General features: G+C 62.6%; 25 protein-coding genes. 9 read left to right on the top strand and 16 right to left on the bottom strand.

Annotation, left to right across the window (positions count from 1 at the left end; all coding sequences use genetic code 11):
• Positions 1–163 precede the first annotated feature (163 nt).
• On the bottom strand, positions 164–604 hold the full coding sequence (locus tag CHB88_RS07740; RefSeq protein WP_089398730.1) for a hypothetical protein: 441 nt from the start codon (positions 602–604) through the stop codon (positions 164–166).
• A 136-nt stretch (positions 605–740) separates the two neighbouring features.
• The gene (locus CHB88_RS07745; RefSeq protein WP_143131171.1) at positions 741–1,019 is read right to left on the bottom strand and encodes a hypothetical protein; all 279 of its coding nucleotides are present in this window, start codon (positions 1,017–1,019) and stop codon (positions 741–743) included.
• 88 nt (positions 1,020–1,107) lie between these two features.
• On the opposite strand from CHB88_RS07745, the gene CHB88_RS07750 reads away from it, so the two are divergent.
• On the top strand, positions 1,108–1,671 hold the full coding sequence (locus tag CHB88_RS07750; RefSeq protein WP_089398732.1) for an ASCH domain-containing protein: 564 nt from the start codon (positions 1,108–1,110) through the stop codon (positions 1,669–1,671).
• A gap of 410 nt (positions 1,672–2,081) precedes the next feature.
• Here CHB88_RS07750 and CHB88_RS07755 read toward each other — a convergent pair whose 3' ends face one another.
• On the bottom strand, positions 2,082–4,301 hold the full coding sequence (locus CHB88_RS07755; protein WP_176442369.1) for a hybrid sensor histidine kinase/response regulator: 2,220 nt from the start codon (positions 4,299–4,301) through the stop codon (positions 2,082–2,084).
• Between the two features lie 197 nt (positions 4,302–4,498).
• On the opposite strand from CHB88_RS07755, the gene CHB88_RS07760 reads away from it, so the two are divergent.
• Together CHB88_RS07760 and CHB88_RS25115 are read left to right on the top strand one after the other, a co-directional pair.
• A complete protein-coding gene (locus CHB88_RS07760) occupies positions 4,499–5,194 on the top strand; it encodes an SOS response-associated peptidase family protein (RefSeq protein ID WP_089398734.1) in 696 nt (231 codons plus the stop codon).
• A gap of 230 nt (positions 5,195–5,424) precedes the next feature.
• A complete protein-coding gene (locus tag CHB88_RS25115) occupies positions 5,425–5,736 on the top strand; it encodes a hypothetical protein (RefSeq protein WP_089398735.1) in 312 nt (103 codons plus the stop codon).
• 91 nt (positions 5,737–5,827) lie between these two features.
• Here the strand turns inward: CHB88_RS25115 and CHB88_RS07770 are convergent, their stop codons facing one another.
• Entirely contained in the window at positions 5,828–8,032 is a 2,205-nt protein-coding gene (locus CHB88_RS07770; RefSeq protein ID WP_176442370.1) for a putative bifunctional diguanylate cyclase/phosphodiesterase, read from the bottom strand.
• A 154-nt stretch (positions 8,033–8,186) separates the two neighbouring features.
• Between CHB88_RS07770 and CHB88_RS07775 the strand changes: the two genes are divergently transcribed.
• Positions 8,187–8,381: a hypothetical protein gene (locus CHB88_RS07775; RefSeq protein WP_089398737.1), complete on the top strand. Its 195-nt coding sequence runs from the start codon at positions 8,187–8,189 to the stop codon at positions 8,379–8,381.
• A gap of 33 nt (positions 8,382–8,414) precedes the next feature.
• On the opposite strand, the gene CHB88_RS07780 is transcribed toward CHB88_RS07775, so the two are convergent.
• Complete coding sequence (locus tag CHB88_RS07780) at positions 8,415–9,326, bottom strand: manganese catalase family protein (RefSeq protein WP_089398738.1); 912 nt, start codon at positions 9,324–9,326, stop codon at positions 8,415–8,417.
• 306 nt (positions 9,327–9,632) lie between these two features.
• Here CHB88_RS07780 and CHB88_RS07785 point away from each other — a divergent pair, with 306 nt between their 5' ends.
• Complete coding sequence (locus CHB88_RS07785) at positions 9,633–10,553, top strand: ZIP family metal transporter (RefSeq protein WP_425436074.1); 921 nt, start codon at positions 9,633–9,635, stop codon at positions 10,551–10,553.
• 22 nt (positions 10,554–10,575) lie between these two features.
• On the opposite strand, the gene CHB88_RS07790 is transcribed toward CHB88_RS07785, so the two are convergent.
• The 3 genes from CHB88_RS07790 to CHB88_RS07800 form a co-directional block, all read right to left on the bottom strand.
• Complete coding sequence (locus CHB88_RS07790) at positions 10,576–11,271, bottom strand: VIT1/CCC1 transporter family protein (protein WP_089398739.1); 696 nt, start codon at positions 11,269–11,271, stop codon at positions 10,576–10,578.
• Positions 11,272–11,299: 28 nt separating this feature from the next.
• A complete protein-coding gene (locus CHB88_RS07795; protein WP_089398740.1) occupies positions 11,300–11,854 on the bottom strand; it encodes a ferritin-like domain-containing protein in 555 nt (184 codons plus the stop codon).
• 208 nt (positions 11,855–12,062) lie between these two features.
• On the bottom strand, positions 12,063–14,360 hold the full coding sequence (locus tag CHB88_RS07800) for an NADP-dependent malic enzyme (protein WP_089398741.1): 2,298 nt from the start codon (positions 14,358–14,360) through the stop codon (positions 12,063–12,065).
• A 389-nt stretch (positions 14,361–14,749) separates the two neighbouring features.
• Here CHB88_RS07800 and CHB88_RS07805 point away from each other — a divergent pair, with 389 nt between their 5' ends.
• Entirely contained in the window at positions 14,750–14,929 is a 180-nt protein-coding gene (locus CHB88_RS07805) for a hypothetical protein (protein ID WP_089398742.1), read from the top strand.
• Between the two features lie 101 nt (positions 14,930–15,030).
• Here the strand turns inward: CHB88_RS07805 and CHB88_RS07810 are convergent, their stop codons facing one another.
• Together CHB88_RS07810 and CHB88_RS07815 are read right to left on the bottom strand one after the other, a co-directional pair.
• Positions 15,031–15,318 (bottom strand): hypothetical protein, encoded by a 288-nt coding sequence (locus CHB88_RS07810; protein ID WP_089398743.1) that lies wholly within the window; start codon positions 15,316–15,318, stop codon positions 15,031–15,033.
• A gap of 131 nt (positions 15,319–15,449) precedes the next feature.
• A complete protein-coding gene (locus CHB88_RS07815) occupies positions 15,450–16,403 on the bottom strand; it encodes a LysR substrate-binding domain-containing protein (RefSeq protein WP_089398744.1) in 954 nt (317 codons plus the stop codon).
• Between the two features lie 164 nt (positions 16,404–16,567).
• On the opposite strand from CHB88_RS07815, the gene CHB88_RS07820 reads away from it, so the two are divergent.
• From CHB88_RS07820 to ttdB, 3 genes are read left to right on the top strand one after another with little or no spacing between them, the layout of a single operon-like run.
• Positions 16,568–17,488: a tripartite tricarboxylate transporter substrate binding protein gene (locus tag CHB88_RS07820; protein ID WP_245844811.1), complete on the top strand. Its 921-nt coding sequence runs from the start codon at positions 16,568–16,570 to the stop codon at positions 17,486–17,488.
• Between the two features lie 13 nt (positions 17,489–17,501).
• Positions 17,502–18,410 carry a L(+)-tartrate dehydratase subunit alpha gene (gene ttdA / locus CHB88_RS07825; RefSeq protein ID WP_089398746.1) on the top strand — a complete coding sequence of 303 codons (909 nt, stop codon included), beginning with the start codon at positions 17,502–17,504 and terminating at the stop codon, positions 18,408–18,410.
• On the top strand, positions 18,407–19,015 hold the full coding sequence (gene ttdB / locus CHB88_RS07830) for a L(+)-tartrate dehydratase subunit beta (RefSeq protein ID WP_089398747.1): 609 nt from the start codon (positions 18,407–18,409) through the stop codon (positions 19,013–19,015). The genes ttdA and ttdB overlap by 4 nt, the downstream gene beginning before the upstream one ends.
• Before the next feature lie 112 nt (positions 19,016–19,127).
• On the opposite strand, the gene CHB88_RS07835 is transcribed toward ttdB, so the two are convergent.
• The 6 genes from CHB88_RS07835 to CHB88_RS07860 all read right to left on the bottom strand — a co-directional run bounded on the left by CHB88_RS07835 (position 19,128) and on the right by CHB88_RS07860 (position 26,788).
• Positions 19,128–19,787 (bottom strand): phosphatase PAP2 family protein, encoded by a 660-nt coding sequence (locus CHB88_RS07835; RefSeq protein ID WP_176442371.1) that lies wholly within the window; start codon positions 19,785–19,787, stop codon positions 19,128–19,130.
• 22 nt (positions 19,788–19,809) lie between these two features.
• Complete coding sequence (locus CHB88_RS25985; RefSeq protein WP_425436079.1) at positions 19,810–20,562, bottom strand: fatty acid desaturase family protein; 753 nt, start codon at positions 20,560–20,562, stop codon at positions 19,810–19,812.
• Positions 20,563–20,675: 113 nt separating this feature from the next.
• Positions 20,676–23,684 carry a non-ribosomal peptide synthetase gene (locus tag CHB88_RS07845; RefSeq protein WP_089398750.1) on the bottom strand — a complete coding sequence of 1,003 codons (3,009 nt, stop codon included), beginning with the start codon at positions 23,682–23,684 and terminating at the stop codon, positions 20,676–20,678.
• The gene (locus CHB88_RS07850) at positions 23,681–24,988 is read right to left on the bottom strand and encodes a F390 synthetase-related protein (protein WP_089398751.1); all 1,308 of its coding nucleotides are present in this window, start codon (positions 24,986–24,988) and stop codon (positions 23,681–23,683) included. Before CHB88_RS07850 ends, CHB88_RS07845 begins: the two co-directional genes overlap by 4 nt.
• Complete coding sequence (locus tag CHB88_RS07855; protein WP_089398752.1) at positions 24,985–25,794, bottom strand: MBL fold metallo-hydrolase; 810 nt, start codon at positions 25,792–25,794, stop codon at positions 24,985–24,987. Before CHB88_RS07855 ends, CHB88_RS07850 begins: the two co-directional genes overlap by 4 nt.
• The gene (locus CHB88_RS07860; RefSeq protein ID WP_089398753.1) at positions 25,787–26,788 is read right to left on the bottom strand and encodes an NAD-dependent epimerase/dehydratase family protein; all 1,002 of its coding nucleotides are present in this window, start codon (positions 26,786–26,788) and stop codon (positions 25,787–25,789) included. Before CHB88_RS07860 ends, CHB88_RS07855 begins: the two co-directional genes overlap by 8 nt.

Consider the following 26,788-nt stretch of genomic DNA (forward strand, 5'->3'; position numbering starts at 1 on the left):
GACCCTACATGCCCTTGCCTTGCATCGGCAAGCCCTCGAGAAACGTCACGAATTGATACAAATTTGCCAATGAACTTTTGCCTGGGTCTTTTTCTAACCACCTCCAGCTAGCGTCTGGCAGACGACCGGGACAATTCGATAATGCTCCGGCGACATTGATCAATCAGGAAATTGATGGAGGCAACATGAAAAAGCTTTTGATTGCAGCACTGGTCTCCGCCCTTGGCACCGGCATGGCGATCGCCCAGAGCTCCACCTCGGGCATGTCCAACGCGCCGGGCGGCACATCGAGCGCCGGCTCCTCGGGTTCCGGCAGCGGCATGAGCTCCGGCGGCTCAAGCAGCTCCGACATGTCCAGCGGCTCCGGTTCGTCCAAGTCGAATTCGAGCGACAAGATGAAGAGCAAGAAGTCCTCTTCGAGCGGCTCCTCCGGAACGTCCGGCTCGAGCAAGTCTTCCGGCTCTAAGAGCATGGACAGCTCGGGTTCCTCCGGCTCCTCCGGCATGAGCGGCTCTTCCGGATCGTCCGGCTCTTCGGGCACGAGCGGTTCTTCGGGCTCCTCCGGTTCCTCGGGCATGGGCAGCCCATCGGGCTCGTCCGGCATGGGAGGCGGCGCATCAGGCGGTTCGAGCAGCTCCGGTACCGGCGGCAGCCGCTGATTCGATTCGATGCAGTCGGCAACGAGCCGGCACCTTCGGGCGCCGGCTTTTTGTTGCCTGTCAGGCGTGAGAAACCGACGTTCAGGCGAGCGCCTGATGTATCTTGTCGCGGGCCACGCGCTCCGCATTCTGCAGCATGTCGAGCAAATCGTCGGTCCGGATGTGGCTGCCGACCTGGATGCGCGGCGCGACGCCCATGGCCGGAGGCTGGTCGAAGATGTTCGCCGACGCGACCAGATAGGGCTCACCCTCGTCCGGAGTCACATGTCGCACGGCCGAACGCACCCAATATTTTTCACGAAACGGACCCGTGACCCGAATCTTTACGACACGCATTTTTTCCATCGCGAAAGCGTACAAGCACACGCCGGATCGTGTCCATCCCGCTGTCGCGCGATTGCCATGACAAAAGAATCACGCAGGCACCATCGCTGCCCGGCAAGATGCCATGAATGAAAGACCAATCATCTTCAGCGCGCCCATGGTGCGCGCCCTGCTCGCGGGGACGAAGACGCAGACGCGGCGCATCGTGAAGCCCCAGCCCCTGCCGCACGGGACTGGATGGCGCACGCGTTGGCGCAATGCGGAGATTTTCTGGGAAGATGCCGAAGCCGCCCAGGCGGTCGACCGCAACCCGTATGGCAGCGCCGGCGACAGCTTGTGGGTCAAGGAAACCTGGCGCCCGGTGCCCGGCGCGAAGGATGATCCCATGCAGGTGCGCTATCGCGCCGATGGCGAAGCGCCGGCGGATGAGGGCGCCTGGCGCAGTTCGCTGTTCATGCCGCGCTGGGCCAGCCGGATCACGCTGGCCATCGTGGAGGTGCGGGTCGAGCGCTTGAACCGCATCAGCGAAGCCGATGCGCTGGCCGAGGGGATGAGCGTCTCGCCGGCGACACAGGCTTATCGCGCCCAATGGGAGGCGATGCATGGGCCGAACAGCTGGGCGCAAAATCCCTGGGTATGGGTGGTGGAATTCGAACCGCCGGTTCGCGCCGTTGGCGCAGCGGCTTGATTGCCGGGGGCGCGGGCGATTGCGCCGTCCACGCCGGGCCGATTCTCCACGGCAACGCCGCGCCTGAGCCGACCTCTCGGCTTCCTGGCGAACATGCGGGCCATGGCGTCGGCATCGCTGCCTCGCCACTAAAACACGACGAGGGTGATTGGCTTGACGAAGAAAATTCGGGCGAGTGCTTCAACGCGAAGCGCCGGCATGATCACCAAGGCGACGAGCCGGCGGCTGCGTCCCATGGCGCGCCATTGCGCTGGGCCGCGCCATCCGGATGGCGAGCTTCATGAGTCGATGCGTCTTCGCTCCCCGGTCCTTCCTCGATTCAGGCGTCCCGATCCCGGGATTCCGGCATGGGGCTGGTCGATGAACGGGACGCAGGTGGAAGCGGCCTTGCCACAGCCGGCGCCGCCGGCTCATGCGCCGCGCGTGTCCTCTTGCAACAAGCCATGGATGTTTTCGATCAGGCTTCTCGCTTCCGCCGGCTTGACCAGGTGCCGGTCGAAACCGGCCTTGATCGCCCGCTCGCGGTCCGCGTCCTGGCCATAGCCGGTGAGTGCGATCAGGCGCAGGGCGCGGGTGGCTTCGTCGCCGCGCAGGCGATGCGCCAGCTCATAGCCATCGATATCGGGCAAACCGATGTCGATGACGGCCACGTCGAACGCGTTGGTCCGCGCCAGAAAAATGCCGTCCTTTGCGTTCGCCGCTTCCAGCACGTCGCAGCCCGACAAGGACAGCATGCCCGCCAGCATGGCGCGGCTGTCGTCGTTGTCGTCCACCAGCAGCACGCGCCAGCCTGCGCTCTCGACCGGCGCGGCGCGGACATCCACCTGCGGCCCGGCATGGTTCAGCGGCAGGCGCACGGCGAAGGTGCTGCCCTGGCCCGGACCGGGGCTGTCGGCGCTCACGCTGCCGCCATGCAGCTGCACCAGTTGCCGCACGATCGAAAGCCCGAGGCCGATGCCGCCGCCGGCCCGGTCGAGCGAAGTCTTGGCCTGCACGAACGGGTCGAACACATGCGGCAGGATGTCGGGCGCGATGCCGACGCCGGAATCGCTGATCGCCAGCAGCGCCTGGCCGTCCTCCTCGCGCACCGTCACCGTGATCAGCCCGCCCTCCGGCGTGTACTTCACCGCATTGGTCAGCAGGTTGCTGATGATCTGCTCCAGCCGGGTGGCATCCGCATCGACCCAGACCGGCTGCAGCGCATGCCGGATGTCGTGCCGGCCGTCGCGGCCGCTGGCGCGCAGCAGCTGAATCGCCGTCAGCACCGACTGGCTCAGGTTGAGGCGCTGGCGGTTCAGCGTGACCTTGCCGCGCAGGATGCGGTTGACGTCGAGCAGATCGTCCAGGATGCGCGTCAGGTGCCGGCTCTGGCGCTGGAGGATGTCCTGGGCACGCGCGCGCATGGCGGCGCTGGCCTGTTCCGAACCGAGCACATCGATGGCGGCGCAGATGGCCGCCAGCGGATTGCGCAGTTCATGGCCGAGCATGGCCAGGAAGTCGTCCTTGAGGCGGTTCTGCTTCTCCGCCTGCGCCCGCGCCTGGCGCTCGCTGCCGAGCAGGGCGGCGCGCGCCGCTTCGGATTCCTGGATCACTTCGGCCGCATTGCGCAGCGCCTGCTGCAACTGGGCCACTTCACGCACCGGCGCCTTGCGGAAGGTGATCGGGCCTTGCTGGCGCAAGCGCCCGGAGGCCTCCGCCGCCGCGGCGATGGAATCAGCCAGGCGGCGGCCGAAGATGACCGAGGCAAGCGCGGCGGCGATGATGGCGGCGATCAGTCCCAATGCCGACAGCAGCACCGCCCGGCGCGCTGCCGACTCCACCTCTTCCACCGGCACGCCCACCGCCACCGTCCAGCCGGACATCTGGGTATGGGTGAAGGCATCGTAGACCTCGATGCCGTCGCGGGTCTGATGCCGCAGGATGTCGGCATGGGCACGGCGCGATGCCTCGAACAGCTCCGACCTGACCTGGCCGCCGATGAATTTTTCCGGCTGCGGGGTGCGGACGATGCTCAGGCCAATGCGGTCGAATATGCCGACCACCCAGGTCGGCGACACGCCGCGCTGGGATACCGCCTCGGCGAAATGGGAGGCCAGGAATACCTGGCTGAGCACATAGCGCACCTGGCCATCGATGGTGACGGGCACGTCTATGCCGATCGCGTACTGCTTCGATACCGTGCCGACGTTGAGGCCGGTGACCTGTACCGTTCCGGTCTGGGCGACCAGCTGCACCCGTTCCGCCCGCGTCGTCACCTGGGCGTTGGGCAGCGGCGGCGCCGGAGGCTGCTGGCCGTGCGGCGCATAGGTGTTCATCAGCTGCCGGCCGCTGACGTCGTACAGCACCAGCCATTGCGCCGAATCCAGCGGCAGGCTCTGCGCCTGGCTCTTGAATTTCTCCACATCGCCGGCGGCGAGATGGTCCGAGGTCGACAGGGCTTCGAGCGTGCGCTGAGCCGAGGCCAGCTCGCCGTCGATCGCCAGGGCGATCGCATTCGCGGTCTCGCGCATGGTCTTGAAAAACGCCTCCCTTTCCTTCTGCAGCAACTGCATGAGCGCAATTCCCGCGAACACGATCAGGGGAATGGCGCTGGCGGTGGCGATCCAGACGAGATAGGAGCGTAGTTTCATGGGAAAGCGGTTCCCGGACGAGGGGCTATCCATGCCGCGCGGCGCGCCATGGGCGGAACAACCCATGCATGTTACAGGACGCGGCGGAGTTCCTTCTGAAAAGAAAGGGCGGCCAGTCGTTTCGACCCGGCCGGGACCCAGAATAACGTGTCTGAGCCGCCTCAGGCCGGAAAGCAAGGCGGCGGCTACAATGCCTCATGTGCTCCAATTACACGCCCACTCGAACCGAGCGAATGGCAGCGTATTATGGCGTTGCCGCGCCTCCCTCAGCCGCCTTCTCGGAGGAAGCATATCCAGCCAGCATGGCGCCCATCCTGCGTCTGCCTTCCGGCGGCGAGGACGGCGGCGGCAATGAATGCGTGGCCGCCTGCTTCGGCATGGTGCCGCACTGGGCGGACCCCAAGCTGGCCAAGCATACCTACAATGCCCGTTCCGAAACCGTGGCCAGCAAGCCCTCCTTCCGGCATGCCTTCCGCCGGCGCCAGTTCTGCGTCATTCCCGCCGACGACTTCTTCGAGCCTTGCTATGAAAGCGGCAAGGCAGTGCGCTGGCAGATCGCCCATGCCGACGGCAGGCCGCTATCGATCGCCGGCATCTGGGATTACCGGCCGGCCACGCCGGATGCCGATGCGCTGGTTTCCTTTTCCATGCTGACCATCAATGCCGACGACCATCCGCTGATGCGGCGCTTCCACAGACCGGAGGATGAAAAGCGGATGCTGGTGCTGCTGCGCGACGAGGATATCGACTCCTGGCTGCATGCGCCGCTGGAGCAGGTGCCGAGCTTTCTCACACCCTATCCGGCGGATGCCCTGGTGGCGAAGCCGGCCCCCAGGCCAACGGCGCGGCGTTCGAGGGAAAGGGACGGCGGCGTTTCGGGCAGCCTGTTCTAGCTTTCTACAAAAACTCGCCCTTCCCGTTTTCTTCTCCCAGCGGCAATTCTTTCGCGCAGAATCCGCACTCCTCTCGTGAACAAGACGTCCAGGTTGACCGCCTGTTGACATCAATTAATTACTATTTGTAAGAAAGGTAAGCGCATATATTTTGGTCAACGCACGCAAATGCCAGGCGTTGAGTATGCATTGCCTACTGTTTGGCAATTCACCCATCGAAAGGATTGGACATGAACAAATTGCTCGCCATGCTGGTTGCTTCCGTCTTCGCTTCTTCCGCGTTCGCCGCTGCTCATACCGGCGCGCCGGCAAGCACCGACACCAAGTCCTCGACGACGGCCACCGCCACGACCGACACCAAGGCCGATGCCAAGGCTGACAAGAAGGCCGCCAAAGCTGAAGCCAAGGCCGAGAAGAAGCAGGCCAAGGCCGACACCAAGGCCAAGAAGGCCCAGGCCGATGCCCAGGAAACCAAGGCCAAGGCTGCCGCCGAAGCCAAGGCTGACAAGGCTGATGCCAAGGCCGACAAGGTCGCCAAGTAATCTTTCCTCCCTTTCCTGCCTGCCGGCGCATCGGCAGGCATGCGGGAACGCCGCGCCCCGGGCGCGGCTTTTCATTTGCGCGTTCGGCTTCCTACCACTGCTTGCCGTAAAGGGCTTCGAAGCGCTGCGCCGACAGCGGCGCGCTGAAGAAGAAGCCCTGCGCCTCGTCGCAGCCATGCTCCTGCAGGAAGGCGAGCTGCTCCTGCGTTTCCACGCCCTCGGCCACCACCTTCTGATCCAGGTTGCGAGCCAGCTCGATGATGGTCGAGGTGATGGCGGCATCGTCGCGGTCATGTGGCAGGTCGCGGATGAAGGAGCGGTCGATCTTCAGGGTGTCGGCCGAGAACAGCTTCAGCTTGGAGAGGCTGGATGAGCCGGTGCCGAAGTCGTCGATGGAGACGCCGACGCCGATGGCTTGCAGCTGGCGCATCAGCGTCACGCCATGCTCGAAGTTCTGCATGATGGTGGTTTCCGTGATTTCCAGGTCGAGGTAGGCCGGATTCAAGCCGGTGCTCTTGAGCGCCTGGCGCACCGTGGCGGCGAACTCGCTGCTGCGGAACTGTACCGCCGAGACGTTGACCGAGACCGGTACCGGCAGGTAGCCGGCATTCTGCCAGGCCTTGTTCTGGCGGCAGGCTTCGTTCAGCACCCAGGTGCCGAGCGGCACGATCAGGCCGCTGTCCTCGGCGATCGGAATGAATTCGACCGGCGACAGCGGCGGACGGCCGTCCACCGGCTTCAACCTCACCAGCGCCTCGAAGCCGATCAGGCGCCGGCTCCTGACGCCGATCTTCGGCTGGTACTCCACGGTGAATCCGCCCTCTTCCAGCGCGATGCGAATCTGGCGCTCGACGGACGCGCGCCGCATCGCCTCATGGGTCATGGTCGGCGCATAGAACTGGAAATTGCGCTTGCCGAGCGACTTGGCGTAGTACATCGCCGCATCCGCATGCTCCATCAGCGCCGCCGGATCGCTGCCATCTTTCGGATACACCGCGATGCCGACGCTGGCGGACAGGAACATCTCGTCCTCGCTCACCACATAGGGCCGCTCCACCGTCTTGATGAGCTTGTCGGCGATGGCCGCGGCGTCGTCGGCGCTGCGGGTCTCGCTCAGCAGCACCACGAATTCGTCGCCGCCCAGCCTGGCCACGGTATCGATTTCGCGCACCATGGCTTGCAAGCGGGCGCTGATCTCCTTCAGCACCTGATCGCCGGCCTGGTGCCCATGAATGTCGTTGATCGGCTTGAAGCGGTCGAGGTCGATGAACAGCAGCGCGAAGTTGGTTGCGCGGCGCTCGGCGTTGCGGATGGCGGCGTTCATGCGTTCCTGCAGCAGCACCCGGTTCGGCAAGCCGGTGAGGGCATCGTAATGCGCAAGGCGCGCCGCCCGCTCCAGCGCTTCCAGGCGTTCGGTCTGCCGGATGGAGGCGAGGCGCTCCAGCTTCAGCAGCGCGCGCGCGCTCCAGCCGATCAGCACGGTGAAGATCAGCGCAATCACCATGGCTTCCAGCGCCAGCGCGCTGCGCAAATCCATCACCCCGACATCGCGGCCGGTCAGGATCAGCCAGCCGAACAGCACCGGCACCATCAGGCAGGCCGGCAGCAGGCGCCGGGCGGCGACGCCGGCATAACTCGGATTGGTGAAGTAAAACATGAAGCCATGGCGGGCGTTCACGAACAGCACGCCGAGATTGAGCAGCAGGAAGCAGGCGACGGTCGGAATGGAAATGCCGCCGTAGGCATCGAAGCGGTAGATCTCGACCAATCCATACGAATATGACACCGCCAGCGCCGACCAGGCGAGCAGCGAAACGGTGGCCAGCGCCAGCGGCCACTTCGCCGAGCGGTGGCTTTCCTTCAACAGGATCAGGGTGGCGGCCGTGACGAACATTCCAACCGCAGTGGGCAGCGCCATGCGCCCCGGATAGCGGCTGTTCGGTTCCAGCACGTCGCGGTACAGCAGCTGATCGATGCCCAGGGAGATGTCGAACAGATACTCCACCAGGGTGGCGCCGCTCAGCAGGAGCATCAGCACGCCGGCCAGCCAGGAGAGCTTGCCGGCAAGCTGCTTGTGGTGGCGATGGACGTGGAACCACAGGCAGGCGCTGCCCAGCATGAGGCCGGCGGCGGTGTTCACCTTCATCTGGAAGAAGCCGGGCTTGATCGTGATCAGCGACGGGATGTGCCAGACCCAGCCGGCGAGCACGGCGCCGCAAATGGCGAAGACGGCTAGGCAGATCAGGCGCGTATAGCGGTAGTAGCGGTCGGGAGGCTGGAACAGATGGAAAGTCATGTGCCGAATGAAGTTTCCATCTAGGATCATCCGCAGGGGTGCCGGGTTCCTGCTTTTTTTCATTCATTCACATCATGATGCCGGGACGCGCAAGGAACAGGCGCAGGCGAAAACGCTCCAAGCGCATTCGAATCGACATCAAGGGAGAATCCACATGGCAACCGTTCGCCTGTCCACCAAAGAAGTCCAGGTCGACGACATCATTTATATGTTCGACGTGGTGCAGATCGCCGATGCCTTCGAGGCCTGCGTCGCCACTACCGATGCGGCGCATTGCGAGCTCAGCCACCGGCCGGTCGCCAAGCGGCCGGCCTCCGCCGAGTCTACCGAGGACGGCAGCCGGGAATGAAAACGCTTGCGCCCCGGCCTCCGGCGGCGGCAATCAATGCATGGTGCCGCGGCCGTCCTTGCCCACCACGCTGTTGTTGGCCGCGCCGAGCTCGGCGCCGGTGGTCGGGTTCATGGCCGGATCGGACTGGGTGCGCATGGCCATCTGCTCCACCGCTTTCAGCTCATCCGGCGACATGTTTGCCGTGGCCAGGCCGGAGCCGCCGTCGGCCGCCATCATCTTCGACACGTCCTCCACGAACTGCCACTGGTCGCCTTCGTTCCAGGAGCCGCGCATGTCGCCGTCACCTTGAGACATATTGAAGTAGACGTTGGTGAAGCGCGGGTCGCCCGCCAGCTTGCCCGGCGGGAAGTTGGATTCGATCGAGTACAGCGCCTTCTCGAACGACTTCTGGTGAGCGATCTCGCGCGTCATCAGAAAGCCGAGCGCTTCCTTCACGCCCGGATCGTCGGTGAGGTTGATCAGGCGTTCGTAGACGATCTTCGCGCGCGCCTCGGCGGCGATGTTGGAACGCAGGTCGGCAGTGGGTTCGCCGATGCTGTCGATATAGCCGGCATTCCAGAGTTGGCCGCCGGAATTGACCAGCGCCGGGCCGCCGCCGTACAGCACCTGGGTGACGTGGCTGTCGTTGCCGGCGCCTTGCAGCGAACGGTACATCGCGGCTTCCTTTTCCACGCCTTCCGCCAGCTGCCCCTTGGCGCCCTTGTTCAGCATGGCGATGAGCGAGCCGATCACCTCCAGGTGGCTCAGCTCTTCGGTGGCGATGTCGTAGAGCATGTCCTTGCGGCCGGGATCCTCCTCGGCCACCGCCTGGGTAAAGTAGCGCATGGCGGCGGCAAGCTCGCCCTGCGGTCCGCCGAACTGCTCCAGCAGGAGATTGGCCAGCCCGGGATTGGTGTCGCCTACGCGCACGGTGTACTGCAGGCGCTTGTTGTGCATGAACATGATGACTCCTTCTTGGTAAGACTCACGGAACAACACAAGAGCGGGCCTGTGGTGCAAGGTCCGTGCCGCCCCGGCGCGGCACGCCCGCATCGGGAATCCCGGCCCGCTTCCCGGGTCCGGGCGTGTGAAATCTGCACGGCGGCGTAAAAACTGCCCGGCATGGCGCAAGGCAAGGTTGTCGCGGACGAGGCTTCTTGCATCGATGAACGAAGCGGCTGACAAGGCATCTACTGGGCTTGGGCGGCGCACATTCGCCGCGACACGCCGTCGACCCGTTTCCGTTCGGGCAGATGAAGGGATTGCTCCATGGCCGACTTCCAGCCTTCCGATACCGCTTCCACCGTGCCTGGCGCACCGGTGCGGGCCTCATGGCAGCAGGCATTGCTGGCGCTGGGCATGTTCGCCCTGCTGGCGCTGCTGTTCTACGGCGGCAATCTATGGCTGATGCAGTACGACGAACGGGTGGCCATGGCCTTGCAGGGCGGCACCATGGCAGCCGGCGCCACCATGCTCGGCACCCTGCCGGTGCTGCTGTCGCAGCAGTTTTCGCAAAAAGTGTTCGACACCATGCTTGGCTTCGGCGCCGGCGTGATGCTGGCCGCCAGCGCCTTCTCCCTCATCATTCCCGGCCTGGCGGCGGCGAAGTCGCTCGGCGCCGGTTCCTGGGGCGCCGGCCTGATCGTCGGCGCCGGAATCCTGTTGGGCGGCTTGCTGCTGTACTCCATCGACGCCCTGCTGCCGCATGAGCATTTCATCAAGGGCGTGGAGGGAAGGCAGGCCAAGCGCCTCAAGCGCGCCTGGCTGTTCGTGTCGGCCATCATCCTGCACAACCTCCCGGAGGGGCTGGCCATCGGCGTCGCCTTCGCCGGCACCAATGCCATCGGCGCGCAGGCCTTGGCCACCGGCATTTCGATACAGGACGTGCCTGAAGGCATGGTGGTGGCAATGGCGCTTCGCAGCGTCGGCTACGGCCGCATGCTGTCGGTCGGCCTGGGCGCGGCATCCGGCCTGGTGGAACCGCTCGCGGCGGTGCTGGGCGCGAGCGTGATCGGCCTGTCGGCAGTGCTGTTGCCATGGGGACTGGCCTTCGCCGCCGGCGCGATGCTGTACGTGATCAGCCACGAGATCATTCCCGAGTCGCACCGCACCGGCCATGAAGCCTTCGCCACCGGCGGCCTGATGATCGGCTTCGTGCTGATGATGCTGCTCGACACCGCGCTGGGTTGAGCAACGAGCGCCGATGGAAGACCTACACGAAGGTGCCGAACAGCTTGCCGACGCCCATGGTGACGACCATGGCCAGCACGCTCCAGAAGGTGACGCGGGCCGCGCCGCCCACCCTGCTGGCGCCGCCGGCATGGGCCGACAAGCCGCCTAGCAGGGCCAGCGACAGCAGCGAGGCGATGAAGACGAAGGGGATGAGATGCGCGCCCGGCGCCAGCGCCGCCACCAGCAGCGGCATGGCCGAGCCGATGGCGAAGCTGAGCGCGGAGGACAGCGCCGCCTGCAGCGGCCGGGCGCTCATGATGTCGTTGATGCCGAGTTCGTCGCGGGCATGGGCGCCGAGGGCGTCGTGCGCCATCAGCTGGGTGGCGACCTCGCGCGCCAGCGTGCCGTCGAGTCCGCGGGTGACGTAGATCGCCGCCAGCTCGCGGTGTTCGCTGGCGGGGTCGGTCTTCAGTTCTTCGTGTTCCTGCGCCAGCGCCGCCTTCTCGGTATCGGCCTGGGAGTGCACCGACACGTATTCGCCGGTCGCCATCGACATCGCGCCGGCGACCAGGCCGGCGGTGCCCGCCAGCAGGATGCTCTGGTGCGAGGCATTCGAGGCGGCGATGCCGAGGATCAGGCTGGCGGTGGAGACGATGCCATCGTTGGCGCCGAGCACCGCCGCCCTCAGCCAGCCGCTGTTCTGGATCTTGTGAGTTTCACGGTGCTTTCTGAACATGGAAGGTCATCTGGAAATCCCGACAGACCTAGTGTGCCATGCCTTCGCCATTCTTGCCGTCCAGCAGGTCGGACAGTTCATCCGCATGCTCTTCCTCGACCGCCAGGATGTTTTCCATGATGCGGCGAGTGGTCGGGTCCTTGTCGCCGAAGTAGCGGATCATCTCGGTATAGCTTTCGATGGCCACGCGCTCGGCCACCAGGTCTTCCTTGATCATGTCGATCAGGTTCGCGCCTTCGATATATTCGGCATGGCTGCGCGTGCTCAGGCCTTCCGGCGAGAAATTCGGTTCGCCGCCGAGCTGGACGATGCGCTCCGCGATCATGTCGGCATGCTGCTGCTCCTCGTTCGAATGCTCAAGGAATTCATCGGCCACCGCCTGTGAATGAATGCCCTTGGCCATGAAGTAGTGGCGGCGGTAGCGCAGGGTGCAGACCAGCTCGGTGGCCAGCGCCTCGTTGAGCAGCTTCAGCACCGTTTCGCGGTCGGCGCCGTAGCTGGATGTGACGGCGCCTTCCTCGATGTGCTGGCGGGCGCGCGCGCGCAGGGTCTGGATGTCGCTCAAGAATCCGGTATCGCTCATGCATTTCTCCATCGGGTGAATTGATTTTGCTGGTTGCGGCTGGTTTTCTGTTGCCGCGATAACAATGCTTCGATAGACAGCATGGCAATTGGTTGCATGGCATGCGCGAAACCATGGGACAGTTCAACGACAGCGGCGCGCCGGAAAGGAAAAAGCCCTGCTCGACATCTGCCGAGCAGGGCCTTGGCGCAGCGCCGCAGGGACCGAATCAGCCGGCGTTGCTGGCCAGCACGTCAGCCACTGCCACCGCCGTCATGTTGACGATGCGGCGCGAGGTTGCGGCCGGGTTCAGGATGTGCACCGTCTTGGCGGCGCCGAGCAGCATCGGGCCGACCGTCACGCCCTGGCCGCCGGTGATCTTGAGCAGATTGAAGGCGATGTTGGCCGCGTCCAGCGACGGCATCACCAGCAGGTTGGCGGTGCCTTCCATCTGGGTCGTGGGCAGGAAATGGCGGCGCACGTCTTCCACCAGCGCCGCATCGCCCTGCATTTCGCCTTCGACGTCGATCTCCGGCGCCGCCTGCACCAGCAGGTCGCGCGCGGCCCGCATCTTGCGCGCCGACGGCCGGCTGGAGGAGCCGAACATCGAGTGCGACAGCATGGCCACCTTCGGCTTCAGGCCGAAGCGCTGGATCTCGGCCGCCGCCAGCTTGGCGATGTCGGCCAGGTCTTCCGCGCTCGGATCGTCGTTGACGTAGGTGTCGGTGATGAACATGGTGTACTTCTCCAGCATCAGCGCGTTCATCGCGGCGAACACCTTGGCGCCCGGCGCCAGGCCGATGACATCGCGCACATGCTCCAGATGGCCCTCGTAGCGGCCGACCGTGCCGCACAGCAGCGCGTCGGCATCGCCGAGGTGGACCAGCATGGTGCCGATCAGGGTGTTGGAGCGGCGCAGCGCCACCTTGGCCATGTCGGGCGTGATGCCGTCGCGGCCGCGCAGCGCATGATAGGCCTCGTGATAGTGGCGGTAGCGCGGATCGTCTTCCGGATTCACCAGCTCGAAGTCGGCGCCGGCCTTCAGGCGCAGGCCGGCTTTCTTGATGCGCATCTCGATCACATGCGGGCGGCCGATCAGGATGGGCTTGGCCAGGCCCTCATCCACCACCGTCTGCACCGCGCGCAGCACGCGCTCTTCCTCGCCTTCGGCATAGGCGACGCGCTTGGGCATGGCCTTGGCGGCGGAGAACACCGGCCGCATCATCATGCCGGTGTGGTACACCAGCTGGCTCAGCTGCTGTCGGTAGGCGTCGAGATCCTTGATCGGACGGGCGGCCACGCCGGATTCCTCGGCGGCGCGCGCCACCGCCGGCGCGATCTTCTCGATCAGGCGCTGGTCGAATGGCTTGGGGATGATGTAGTCGGGGCCGAAGGTCAGGTCCTGGCCGGCATAGGCGGCGGCCACCGCATCGTTGGTCTCGGCTTCGGCCAGCTCGGCGATGGCCTTGACGCAGGCCAGCTTCATCTCTTCCGTGATCTTGGTGGCGCCGCAGTCGAGCGCGCCGCGGAAGATGTAGGGGAAGCAGAGCACGTTGTTGACCTGGTTCGGATAGTCCGAACGGCCGGTGGCGATGATGCAGTCCGGACGCGCCGCCTTCGCCACTTCCGGACGGATCTCCGGTTCCGGATTGGCCAGCGCCAGGATGATAGGCTTGTCGGCCATGCTCTTGACCATCTCGCCGGTCAGCACGCCGGCGGTGGAGCAGCCGAGGAAGACGTCGGCGCCGCGCACGATGTCGGCCAGGGTGCGGGCGCTGGTGTCCTGCGCGTAGCGCGCCTTGTTGGCTTCCATGTTGGCGTCGCGGCCGGTGTAGATCACGCCCTTGGAATCGGCGACGAAGATGTTCTCGCGCTTCACGCCGAGGCCCACCATGGTGTCGAGGCAGGCGATGGCCGCGGCGCCGGCGCCGGAGACCGCCACCTTGACCTCGCCGATCTGCTTGCCGACCACCTTCAGGCCGTTCAGCAGCGCCGCGGCGGAGATGATGGCGGTGCCGTGCTGGTCGTCGTGGAAGACCGGGATGTTCATCCGCTCGCGCAGCTTGCGCTCGATATAGAAGCACTCCGGCGCCTTGATGTCTTCCAGGTTGATGCCGCCCACCGTCGGCTCCAGCATGGCGATGGCATCGACCAGCTTGTCGGGGTCGTGCTCGGCGAGCTCGATGTCGAACACATCAATGCCGGCAAACTTCTTGAACAGGCAGCCCTTGCCTTCCATCACCGGCTTGGACGCCAGCGGGCCGATGTTGCCGAGGCCGAGCACCGCCGTGCCGTTCGTGATCACCGCCACCAGGTTGCCGCGCGAAGTGTAGTCCGCCGCCATGTTCGGATCCTTTTCGATCTCCTCGCAGGCATAGGCCACGCCGGGCGAATAGGCGAGCGACAGGTCGCGCTGGTTGGCCAGCGGCTTGGTCGGCACGACCTGGATCTTGCCCTTGCTGGGCGTACGGTGATAGTCGAGGGCTGCGTCGCGCAGCTGGTCATCTTTTTGGGGTGCGGAGTCCATGGCAGTCTTGGGCTGATTGACGGAGAAAGCGCCGAATGGCGGCAGGATTTATTTCAAGAGGTGGAATTGTGCACCAGAATGCGAAATCATGGGAAAAACGGCATAAAAATTTGGCAGCTTTTCTTCAGAGCTATTGGCGCATTCGAATGAGATGCGCCGATGACACAGGGACGGTCACATAGTGACAATAGTTCAACATCGGCGCGGAGGCCAGCCATGATGCAGGCGGAGACGACGCGGTTTCCCCCAAGTTATTTACGTCAAACCGAAAGCTTGGCAGGTTTCATTCACGACAGTGATGACTGATAACACGACTTGAAATTGGGAATTGCCCGGCATCAGGCCTATCTTGGAAGTACAGAAACGAAACGTGAACAAGGAAAAACGCCATGACTACCTCTGCCATTCTCCACGCCTCCCCCAGCTTCGTCGCCGCCGCTTCGGCCAGGGTCGCCCGCTTCCTGGACGTGGTCGGCAAGTGCCTGCAGATGGCCCGCACCGTTCCCAGCGCTGCCCGCGCCAGCGAACAGCAGATGCGCCGCCTGCGCGCCATCGCCGACAGCCTGTAATCCATCCCACGGCCGTGAGGCCGCGCCGGAAATGCAAACGCCAGCGTTCAGCTGGCGTTTTTGTTTTTGAGCGGTGAATCCGGTCGCTCGCGGTCTTCCGGTCAGGGCAGGCGTACCGTGCCCTGAATGGTCACCCCCGGCTGCACCACCACTGGAGGCGGCGGCGCGACATACACCGGCTGCGGGGCGTAGTAGACCGCCTCCGGCGCGCGGCACTTGCGCTCTTCCTTGAACTCGCCATGCTTGCCGATCTTGCGCTCGACCTTGCAGTTGCCGTCCCAGTACTCTTCCTTGTATTTGTGGTGTCCATGCTTCCATGAATCGGCGGCGGCAACGAGCGGCAGGGTTGCCAGCAGCGCGGGGAACAGCAGGAATGGGATTCGGGTCATGTGGGCTCCTTGGGGATTTTTTGCCCAGCTTAACGGAGGCGCGCTTCCAGCACATCACTGAAGTGGAAAGAAGTGTAAGCGCATGTTTCCGACGGTGAAAATCCATGCCGTTGCGGCTGCGGACGGCACGGTCATGGAGACTGGCTCGGCCGCCCGCCGCCCTTTCCCTTGTCCAGCGCGCCTGCCAGGAAATCGACGAAGGCCTTGACCCGCGTGGACGAGCGATGCTGCTGCGGATACACCGCGTAGATGTCGGCATCCGGCGAATCCAGTCCCGGCAGCACATGCACCAGGCGACCCTTCTCGAGATAGTGGATGACATCCCACTCCGCCCTCAACAGGATGCCGCGCCCCTCCAGCGCCCAGTTGACGGCGACTCCGCCATCATTGGTGGTCAGGTTGCCGCGTACGCGAACATGGTGATCCCTCATCCCGCCCGAATTCTTCCCGCGATGCCGGCTGGCGGTGAAGCGCCACACGCCATACTCGTCGCCCTGCCGGATGCCGATGCAGTTGTGCTTCATCAGGTCCTGCGGCGTCTTCAGTTCGCCGTGCCGTCTCAGGTAGCCCGGCGTGGCGCACAGGATGCGGCGGTTATGGGCGAGGAATCTGGCGATCATGCGCGCATCCGGCGGCGGACCGAAGCGGATGCAGACGTCGTAGGCATCGTCGGAAAGCGGCGGCGGCGTCACCGACAGCTGCAGCTGGACATCGACCTCCGGATAGCGATCCACGAACTTCGATACCAGCGGCGCGATGTGGCTGCGGCCGAAGCCCAACGTCGCATTCACCCGCAGCAACCCTTTCGGCTTTTGCGTCACGCCCCACAGCAGGTCCTCGAGATCCCCGATGTCGAGCAGGATCTTCCGTGCCCGCTCCAGATAGGTTTCGCCTTCCTGCGTCAGGCTCATGCGGCGCGTGGTGCGATTGATCAGCATGAGCCCCAGCCGCGCTTCCATCTGCGACAGGCGCTTGCTGACGGCGGCGGTGGTGAGCCCGAGTTCGCGCGCCGCCGCAGCCAGGCTGCCGGCGGCCACCAGCGTAGAGAAGAAGCTGAAATCGGCGGGATTGATGGCGCTGCTCATTGTTAACTTCAATTCAAGGGTGGTTTTATTTTATACCCGAGCATTCAATTCTCATCAACCTAGAATCTCCTCCATCGACACCCAGCACAGAGGAGACCACCATGAAGTCGCAGCGTCGTTTCGGCAAGGTGTTAAAGGCCTTGGCGCCAGCCTGTTTGCTGAGTATGGCTGGAGTTTGCGCGGCTCAGCCCTGGCCGGCCAAGCCGGTCACGATCGTCGTGCCATTTCCCGCCGGCGGCACCACCGACGTGCTGGCCCGGGCGGTGGCGACCAAGCTGTCTCCCGTCATCGGCCAGTCGGTCATCGTCGACAACCGGCCCGGCGCCGGCTCCACCCTCGGCGCGGCGCTCGTGGCCAAGGCCGCGCCGGACGGCCACACGCTGCTGATGGGCGCGGTGCATCACACCATCGCCACCAGCGTCTATAAAAAGCTGCCCTATGACTTCCAGAAAGACTTCGCCCCGATCACGACGGTAGCCATCGTGCCCAATGTGCTGGTGGTGTCCTCCGCCAAGCCCTACAAGGCCGTCGCCGACCTCGTGGCCGACGCGAAAACCAAGCCGGAAAAGCTGAGCTACGGCTCCAACGGCAGCGGCACGGCGCAGCATCTGATCGGCACGCAATTCCAGATGGCCAGCGGCACCGCTCTGCTTCACGTCCCCTACAAGGGCAGCGCGCCGCTGGCCACCGATCTGCTCGGCGGCCAGGTCGACATGTCGTTCGATACGATCACGCCGGTGCTGCCCTTCATCAGGGACGGCAAGCTGAAGCCGCTCGCCGTTACCACCGCCAAGCGCTCCTCGGTGCTGCCGGACGTGCCCACCATGCAGGAAGCCGGCATCAGCAGCCTGGCGATCGGCACCTGGTTCGGGCTGCTCGCGCCGGCCGCCACGCCCGCAACGGTCACGGCCAGGCTCAATGCCGAAATCGTCAGGATCATCAACACGCCCGAATTCAGGAAGCAAATGATGGACATCGGCGCCGAGCCGGTCGGCAACAGCCAGGCCGACATGGTCAGGCAGATCAGGGAAGAAACTGAAAAATTCGCCGGCCTCGTCAAGGCCGGCAAAGTGACCGTTGAATAAGGAAAGCACCGTCATGCAAATCGAAGACAAGGATGCGGCCATCGCGTCGCTGACCGACGTGATGTCGAAGTTCACCGCCTACATCGGCAAGCGCCTGCCAACCGATGTGCATAACAAGCTGGCCGAGCTGCGCGAGAAGGAAACCCAGCCGCTGGCCAAGGCGATCTACATGTCGATGAAGGAAAACCAGGAAGCCGCCGACAAGCTGAACCGCCCAAGCTGCCAGGATACCGGCGTGATCCAGTACTTCATCAACGCCGGCGCGAAGTTCCCGCTGCTCGGCGAACTGGAAGACATCCTGCGCAATGCGACGCTGGAAGCGACCCGCCTCGGCCCGCTGCGCCACAATGCGGTGGAAGCCTTCGACGAGAAGAATACCGGCACCAACACCGGCTCCAAGATTCCCTGGCTCGACTGGGAAATTACCCCGAACGAGGACAGCGTGACGATCGATGTCTACATGGCCGGCGGCGGCTGCACCCTGCCGGGCGCATCCAAGGTCCTGATGCCGGGCGAAGGCTACGAAGGCGTGGCGGAATTCGTGTTCGACGTCATCACCTCGCGCGGCGTCAACGCCTGCCCGCCGATGCTGGTCGGCGTCGGCATCTCCACCGCCGCCGAGACCGCGGCGCGCCTGTCGAAGAAGGCGATCCTGCGCCCGGTCGGCTCGCACCATCCGAATCCGAATGCGGCCAAGATGGAAACGCTGCTGGAGGAAGGCTTGAACGAAGTCGGCCTCGGGCCGCAGGGCTTGACCGGCAACGCGAGCGTGATGGGCGTGAACATCGAATCGTCGGCGCGGCATCCCTCGACCATCGGCGTGGCAGTCTCCACCGGCTGCTGGGCGCACCGGCGCGGCCGCATCAGGATCAATGCCGATCTGTCCCACGAAATCATTTCGCATCAAGGAGTCGAGCTGTGAAGAAAATCCTGACCACGCCCATCAAGGATGAAGACCTGGAAGCACTGAATGTCGGCGATGTCGTCTACCTCACCGGCCATCTCGTGACCTGCCGCGACGTGGCGCACCGGCGCCTGATCGAACTCGGCCGCGAGCTGCCGGTCGACCTGAAGGGCGGCGCGATCTTCCACGCCGGCCCGATCGTGCGCCAGAAGGAAGACGGCGATTACGAGATGGTGTCGATCGGCCCCACCACCAGCATGCGCATGGAAAAATTCGAGAAGGAATTCATCAAGCGCACCGGGGTGAAGCTGGTCGTCGGCAAGGGCGGCATGGGGCCGGAAACCGCCGAGGGCTGCGCCGAGAACAAGGCGGTGCATGCCATCTTCCCGGGTGGCTGCGCGGTGCTGGCGGCGACCAAGGTGGAGAAGATCGAAGGCGCCGAATGGAAGGATCTCGGCATGCCGGAGACCCTGTGGATCAACAAGGTCAATGAATTCGGACCGCTGATCATTTCCATCGACACCAAGGGCAACAACCTGATCGAGGAAAACAAGAAGCGCTTCAATGAACGAAAGAAGCCGATCCTGGAGAGGATCAACGCCGAAGTGCGCTTCATCAAATAAGGGGGTAAACGCCCGCAGGCGGCAGCAAATGCGGGCACCACGGCTCAGCCGGGTGATGGAGAACCAGCTTTGCACCGGATTGAGCGGGTTTCACGAGACTGGCATAAAACCATCAGCGCGGTTGACGACGCTCCCATTCAACCCGCATGACTGAATCATTTTGTTTTTTGATCAGGCGCGTAAGCAAGGAAGCAAGCAACAATCCGGTGGCGCAGTCCAGCAGGTGATGTTGGTGCACCAATAAAGTTGATGCGATGATCAGAAGCAGCCACACCATCCATCCGGCCTTGAGCGTCCGGCTGGAGGTCGCGCCGATGAGGGCGAAGGCAATGATGGATGTAAAGACGACATGCAGCGACGGCACCATATTATGGGGTTTGTCGACCGCGAATAAGCCCGTGAACACCGCCTGGTAAAGCGGATCGGCTGGAACGATTCGCTCGAATCCCAGATGCGAGGGAAAGACAAGGTAGCTGGCGCTCGCCAATAACGTGCCTGCCAGCAGCCGTTTCCCCAGCGTCTCCAACGAACTGACACCCAGGAAGAATGGCGGCGCAAAAAACATCAGATACATGGACAGATAGATCCATATGAATTCGGGCACCAGCGGAATGTTCAGTTCCTGCCGCAGATACAGGCTCAGCGTATTTTCTCTCTGCGCGGTGACCCAGTTACAAAATGGATAAGCGGGAAAGAAAGCGAGGCTTATCCAGCCTACCCAACGAAGGTAGGTTTGCCAGATATCGGCGGGGGCGTCTGCATGGTAGTTCATCTGTGTGCGACGTATTTTCGATTCAATCCGGGGCAGTCTCTTCCGGATCGAACGGGCTTGGCATCTGCCTCGATCGGAAGCGCGAAAGAACGACCCCCAGGCAGAGGGTGCGGAGAACGTACACCACAAGGCTTGGTTCCATAAGGCGAGGATCAATGGATCCGGAGATCTTCGCATGTGCTGCAGGTAACGCGGTCCAATGAAGCCTGTCATCCTCGTGGTGCGCCGTGTGATAACCGACGTTGAACCAAAACAGGTTGATCGGCCCGACGAAATTCCTGGAATGGTTATAGCGCGAGCTTGGAGCCGCATGGGCGTGCTGCAGATAATTCGAGGCGAGCAGAAAATGCAGCGCCACGAATTGTGGAACGACTACATAAACCAGCGCACGCCACGCGTCCAAACTGAAAGCCACAGCCCACAGCACGAAAAGGAGCAGATGCTGAAGGGCTATCCAGCAAACGCGGCGACGGTCATGAAGCCAGAGCGTACGCAGATAGCTTCTTTTGAGTTCATTCAACGCTCCCAGAACCTGGAATGGAAAGACCAAGTAGCCAAGCAAATTATTGCCCGTGGAGTACTGGGCGACACGGGTGATATCCCGGTATCCCTGGTTGTAGCGGTGATGGCTTGCGATGTGCGCCGGCTGGAAAAGATAAGCAGGCTGCCCCTGCAGCAAACAGATCACCAGATCGGTCAAACGATTTGCCCATGCCGGGCGCCAAATCGGCAGATGGGCATGATTGTGGCTGATACAACAGACGCCGACACTCATAAAAAGGATCAAGACGTATCCGGCCGCGTTTATCGATGGCTGCTGCCAAGACCACGCAATCAGCGCCGGAAGTGCGAACAGATGAGCAATGCTTTGCCAATCGCGCCAGTGAATCAAGACAGCACCTTGCAAACAGGATTTTCCCGCAGCCGATCGATGATGATCGCAAGATGACGAACCGTTGGATCCCCGAGGAAGTCATCAAGCGAATCGAAAAACGCCTGCTGGCTCGACTCCGTCAGAAAGCGGCGTGCCGCGTGGGTCATCAACAGCATTGTCTGCAGCGAATCCAGACCAAGTTCCAACAAGGACTCCTCAGGATCAACCGTTTTCCCAAGCCTTGGAATCAATTCAGTGACGATCTCAATCAGTCCGGTCTCCAATGGGGTACACGTAACAGGCAGCGCATTCTGCGTGCTGGCATCAAGGAGCAGTCTGGCTTTATCGACTTTGCCATTGACGTTCAAGGGAATCTCGTCGATTGCGATGATGCGGGCCGGGATCATATAGTGTGGGAGCGACGATTCGAGCCACTCGCGCAGCGCAGCTTCTTCATCGCCTGCCCGCCACGCCACGAAAGCGATCAGTCCGGCACCAGCCCTGATATCTCCGGATAACACCGCACATCCCCTGCACAGACCTGATGCGGCGATCATCGCCTCAATTTCCCCCAACTCGACCCGATAGCCGCGCACTTTGACTTGATCGTCAATCCGCCCAACATAGAGTAAAGTGCCGTCGGCCCGACGCTGGGCGCGGTCGCCCGTGCGATAAATTCGCTCCCCGACGCGAAAGGGATGCTCGCAATATCGGTTTGCCTCTTGTGATCGGTCCAGATATCCCAAGGCCAGGCAATCCCCCGCCAGGCAGATTTCACCGACTTTTCCGTCAGGAGCTGGTGAACCAGGGTCGTCAAGCAAAAGCACTTGCGTGTTCATGATGGGAAGGCCGATCGGCACGATTGGCGTCGTATCAGATTTCCGATCGAAGCGATGCACGATGCAGCCGACGGTTGCCTCCGTCGGACCGTACTCATTGAAGATGTCTGCATGGCCCTGCAACTGGTCGCAGACGACGCTCGCAAGATGGGCTGGAAGCGCCTCCCCGCCAACGACGAATGTCTGCAATCCGCTTGACGCCAATCCAAGCTCGGCCATGACACTCAGGTGTGAAGGGGTCAGCTTCACCGCATTGACGCTTCTGTCCGCAAGGATGGCGCGCAGCGTGTCAAGTACGCCATTCTGCGAGAAAACGCGCACTTCACCCCCGCTCGCAAGCGGAACGAACAAGGCTGTCAGCGTCAGATCGAATGCAAGAGACGTAAAGAAAGGGAAAACCGCGGGACTGCTCATCTCTTTCAGATAGGCGTCCCTGGCCCACAAGATGTAATTCGTCACGCTGCGGTGTCCGACAACCACCCCTTTGGGCTTGCCGGTTGAGCCTGACGTGTATAAGACATAGGCCACTGACTCCGGCAGGCACTCGGCAGGGTCAAATGCGGCTCGCGGTTCGGACTGCATCAATTCGGTCATTGCAATGCAGGGCACGTCGTGGCTGGCCGCCCCTGCATGACTCGTCACGAAACATGCTGGCCGGCAGTCTTCCAGCACCATATTCATGCGCTTTTGCGGCCATGCCGGGTCGATTGGCACGAACGCCGCTCCCGAACGAAGTATGCCGAGCAGGGCAACAATAGTGTGTGCGCTCTTCGTCGAGTACAGCGCAACCCGGTCCCCCGCATTGACGCCTGCCGCGCGAAGCGCTCCGGCGCAGGCAACCGACCTCGTCTCAAGTTCCGCATACGTGATGCTGATGTCCCCATCGCGCAGAGCAATGCGTTGAGGGTGCGCCGCTGCTTGTTGTGCGATCAAATGCGGCAAGGTCAGGCCGGCGGGTAAGGCAGCCGTAGGACCTTCACTGGGTAAAGGATGAAACGAGCATTCCGGAGGTACGCCGAGCGAATATTTTTTACGCTCAAGGGCGTTGCACAAGTGATCCAGTGCCGCGCTCAACCTTCCGTCGCTGCCGGTCGCTGCCGGCGCGGAAGCGGCAATTTCCGTGCCGTTCTCATGCTGCATGGTTATCAATGTCAATCCCGCTCCAGGCGTATCGAATGGAAGCATGCGCAAGGAATGTGGCGAGAATCCCGGCATCGAGAAGGACGCCAACGAGACATCGCCGAGGCTGGACACCACTGCGGAGACAAGATATCGGTCGTTGCCAACTTGCCAGTCATGCAGCCGCCGTATGCACGCAGCGATTACCGATGAAGGCAGGCGAGCCAATAGATCTTCTGCTACGGAAGGAGAGACGCATTCCTCACGGCGTTCCAGCGCGTTCAATACCCGTGCATGCAAGGCGCTCCAGGAAGCCGGAGCGGACAGCCCGAGAAACAATGGCCTGCTGAAATTGCGCGTGCTGCGTAATGCCCCATCCACCCGGCGAAGATCGACTGGCAACATTATTCTCGTGCAGGCCCCGGCACGATGCTTCCGCGCCATCGCATCGAGTTCGCTGACAAGGCGCGCACCCAGGGCCGGGTATTGCCCAGGCAGGGATCGTTGCTCCCAGACGTATCCGCTACGTCGAGAAGGCGCACCGAGCGGTGAATTGCATTCGGGCCGAAGCATGGGGGCACGCTTGCGTCGTTCCAGACCGGCGAGATAATCTCGGTCCGACCTTGTCCATTCGCTTCCCGATAAAGGCTCGGCACGCAGCGCGCGGAACGTTTCCCTGGCAAAGAAAAGCAGGCCGCCGGCATCCATGAGCGCGTGCGAACACCGAAAGATCAACCCTGCTCCGGGCCAGTAAAGCACTTCAATGGCTGGAGATGGCAGGTCGCAGAGTCCCTCGTGAAGAACCGGGTGCGACAATGAAAACGGCGTTCCCGATGGAATGGAGCGTACGCGTGGTGCGATTCCGGTGTCTTGCCAAGACAGGTTCCGCTGCATGAGCCGAGCGCCGGGATTGGCCGCCGCGGCACATGCGAGTGCCTGTTCCAACGCGGGCAGCGCTGGCAACGTGTCAGCTTGGATCCAGAGCTGGATCGCGAAGGGAGCAAAGCTGTTTGCCAGCGAAAAGTAGATCTTTTCCAGAGGCGACATCTTCTTCAAGACGCTCATTCACTCGCTCCCGAATGCGGGTCAACACACCGGAGGATGCGTCTTCGCTTCGAACCGGCTTCCGGCGCCGGTACCTGGCGATGCAGATGCCATCGCAATGCGCCGACTTTCACATCGAGAAGCGCCAGCGCAGCCTCCAACTCCTTTCGAAGATCTTCGAGCGCCGTGTCGGCGATGTTGGCATGCAGGTGCAAGGACGTTTCGCAACGCTGGATCAGGCGATAATCCGCTTCCATCGGCAAGGATCTCGCGAATACGCGCGACAGCATATCTGCGAATACGGTGACCTCGGATCTTGAATTTCCCGGCATCACCAGCATGTCATCACAGCGTCCTTCAATCGCCTCGAGCGTCCGCGTGGCGCTGCCACAGGTGCAAGGGCGCCCGGCAATCAGCACATCGTTGAGCCGATAACGGACGAAAGGCTGCACGAAACGCGTGAAGTCGGTGATGATCGGCATGAAGCGGCGGCGCTCCGCATCCAGCCATTGCGGTTCGACATGCACATATTCTTCATTGAGGTGCAGCGTGCCGTGCCTGCAGGTGCTTGCGAGGAAACCTTCGGTCGCTTGATACACCTGATGCACCTTCCCGAAAACGCCCTCGATCAGGATGCGATCGAGTGGCTCGAGCACCTCGGCCACGGAGATGACGCGCTTGGGGCTGACCCGGACCTGGCCGGATTTCACGCTCAGAGCGATTTCCCGCAGGACCTGAGCGGGCGCGATGAGGATGGTTGGCCGATAGTCTTCCAGAAGGGACAGATTATTGTCGAGTGAAGTGAAGAGGTCGAAGAATCGGAACGTGAGCCGGCGCGACTGCACGGATTCGTAGACATTGCTGTTTGCCCGCAGGAACAAGGCCACCCGCTCGCGCGAGAACAATGAACCCGGCAGTGTTTTAGCAAGGATGATCCCAGCCCATCGGGCCGCCTCAGCATCGCCTATCGCAAATACGCCGCGCTGCCCCGAGGTCCCGGAAGACAAGCCGACGTTGACGCCATTCACCTTGGGCCTGAAGTCACGCGACCTTTCACAAGCCAGGGCAGTCTTCACCACCTCTTGCAACTTGATGCCTGCCGTATTCATGCTGTCGAACTCGTTCAGCATCAAACTCTTGTCGATTATTGGCCACTCGAGGATCGGCAGGTCGCGGAAGCGGGCGAAATACCTGCTGCGCGAAACCAACTTGCGCTGGAATTCGGCCAACTTCTTGGTCTGGTAATTTTCCAGTGAAGCCCGGGATTGAAAAGTCAGTCTCCTGGCACGGAAATAGGAAAATGCGGTTTTCACGGTGCGCATCATTTCTTCGCCAACTCCGATGCCTGATGCGTAAGCAGTATTCTGATTTTTTTCTCATGCAGGCGATTCAGTTTGCGCAGCGTCGAGTAATAGTCCGATCGGCTGTGCTGTATCAGAAACGAAAGTTCCGATGGTCCTCTCAGCTCGGCAATGCTTTCATGCGCCCAGGCGGCATCGGAAGCGAGCAGCATCCAGGCATCGCCTTCTCGGACAAATGCCCCGAGATGGCCAATCGCATGACCCGGCAAGGGCACGAGGAAAACGTCTTCCGTGCCGCTGAGGTCCCAGCCTTCGTCAAAGGGTTGCAGCGCCGAGGGCAACGGTTTCCTGGGCAACTGGCTGACAAACGTCATTCGCTGTGTCAGGTCCGCAGGGATCAGTCCGGGTAGAAAGCCGCTGCGCAAGGCACTCAGGCCGCGCAGCGCTCGAACGCTGTTCCAGCCCTCTGCTGCGCATACGACCGGAACCCCTGGAAAGTCCCGCAGTCCGGCAACGTGGTCTGCATGGAAATGCGAAAGGACGATGCTGCTCAAGTCGTTCGGATGAACGCCGATCCGTCGCAATTGGTAAATCAGCGGCTCGTCTTGCCCAAGATGGATAGGCGTAATCGTCGGGTACAGAGCATATATTCCTTGGGCCGCGTCATGAAAGTGAAACGAATAGCCGGTATCCCACAGATGCAGGCTGCGTTCCGTGGAAATCAAATAGGCTCGTGAAGGAAAGCAGCGGCTTCCGAAGCCCGCCCCCTTGAGCGCCATGCATGCCGGATGGGTGCAGTATCCGACTTCAAAGCTGGTAACGTTAGCCATGGCGCCTCAGCCAGTGTGCTGTACGCTCTATGCCTTCATCCAGCGAAATCTTGGGCGAATAGCCCAGCACGTCGATTGCCCGTTTCAGGCTGAGCGTCATGTCAAAGGCGAGCACGCCTACACTGTACTTTGTCAGCGGTGGCTCCCGGCCCGAGAACGCGGACATGCCCTCGAGGAGACTCGCTGCCGCTGCCAGTAACGAATAGGGAAGGCTTTGGATGCTCAGCCTGGTCTTCATTCCGCAAACGAACAATTTTTCGAGCATATCCGCGATGTGGACCGGCTCGTTGTTGGTGATGTTGAAAGCCAGTCCGCTCGGCATGTTTTTGTTGGTGGTAGCAAGCCACATGGCATGCACCACGTTATCGACGTAGGTGAGGTCGAGCATGGTGCGGCCGCCCCGCGGCAAGGTTAAGCGGCCGCCGTTCGCCCTGATGACGCGAGACAGGCGCGGGACCAGCACTTGATCATGGGGCCCGAAGATGGCGCGGGGCCTGATGATGGAGGTATGCATTGCGGGGTACGACGCACTGGCTTCGTTGACCTTATCCTCGGCGGCAGCCTTGCTGCGCGCATAGTGATTGACCGGCGTTCGCGCCCTGAATGACTCCGGAACATCATACCGATGCGTGAAGTCGAAATAGATCGCTGGCGTCGAAACATGGACAAATCGCGCAATACCCGCCTGCCCTGCCGCATCGAGCAGATTGGCGGTCGCTTTCACATTGCAGTCGTCGAAGGCACCCGGCGCGCCCCACGGCGCCGAAAATGCAGCGCAATGCCACACCGCATCTGCCTGATCGACCATCGACGCCAGCAACTTCGGGTCGGGACGGGCAAGGTCAATGCCAACGAACCGCGCTCCCCGGTCGGACAGTTCCTGGCCTATCGCGACATTCCTGCCCGTGGCGATGACGTCGACGCCTTGGGAAAGCAAATACTGCGTGGCATTTCGCCCCAGGCCGCCAGTCGCGCCCGTTACCAGAATGCGCAT

This window comes from Noviherbaspirillum humi, assembly GCF_900188095.1.
GTDB lineage: Bacteria > Pseudomonadota > Gammaproteobacteria > Burkholderiales > Burkholderiaceae_D > Noviherbaspirillum > Noviherbaspirillum humi.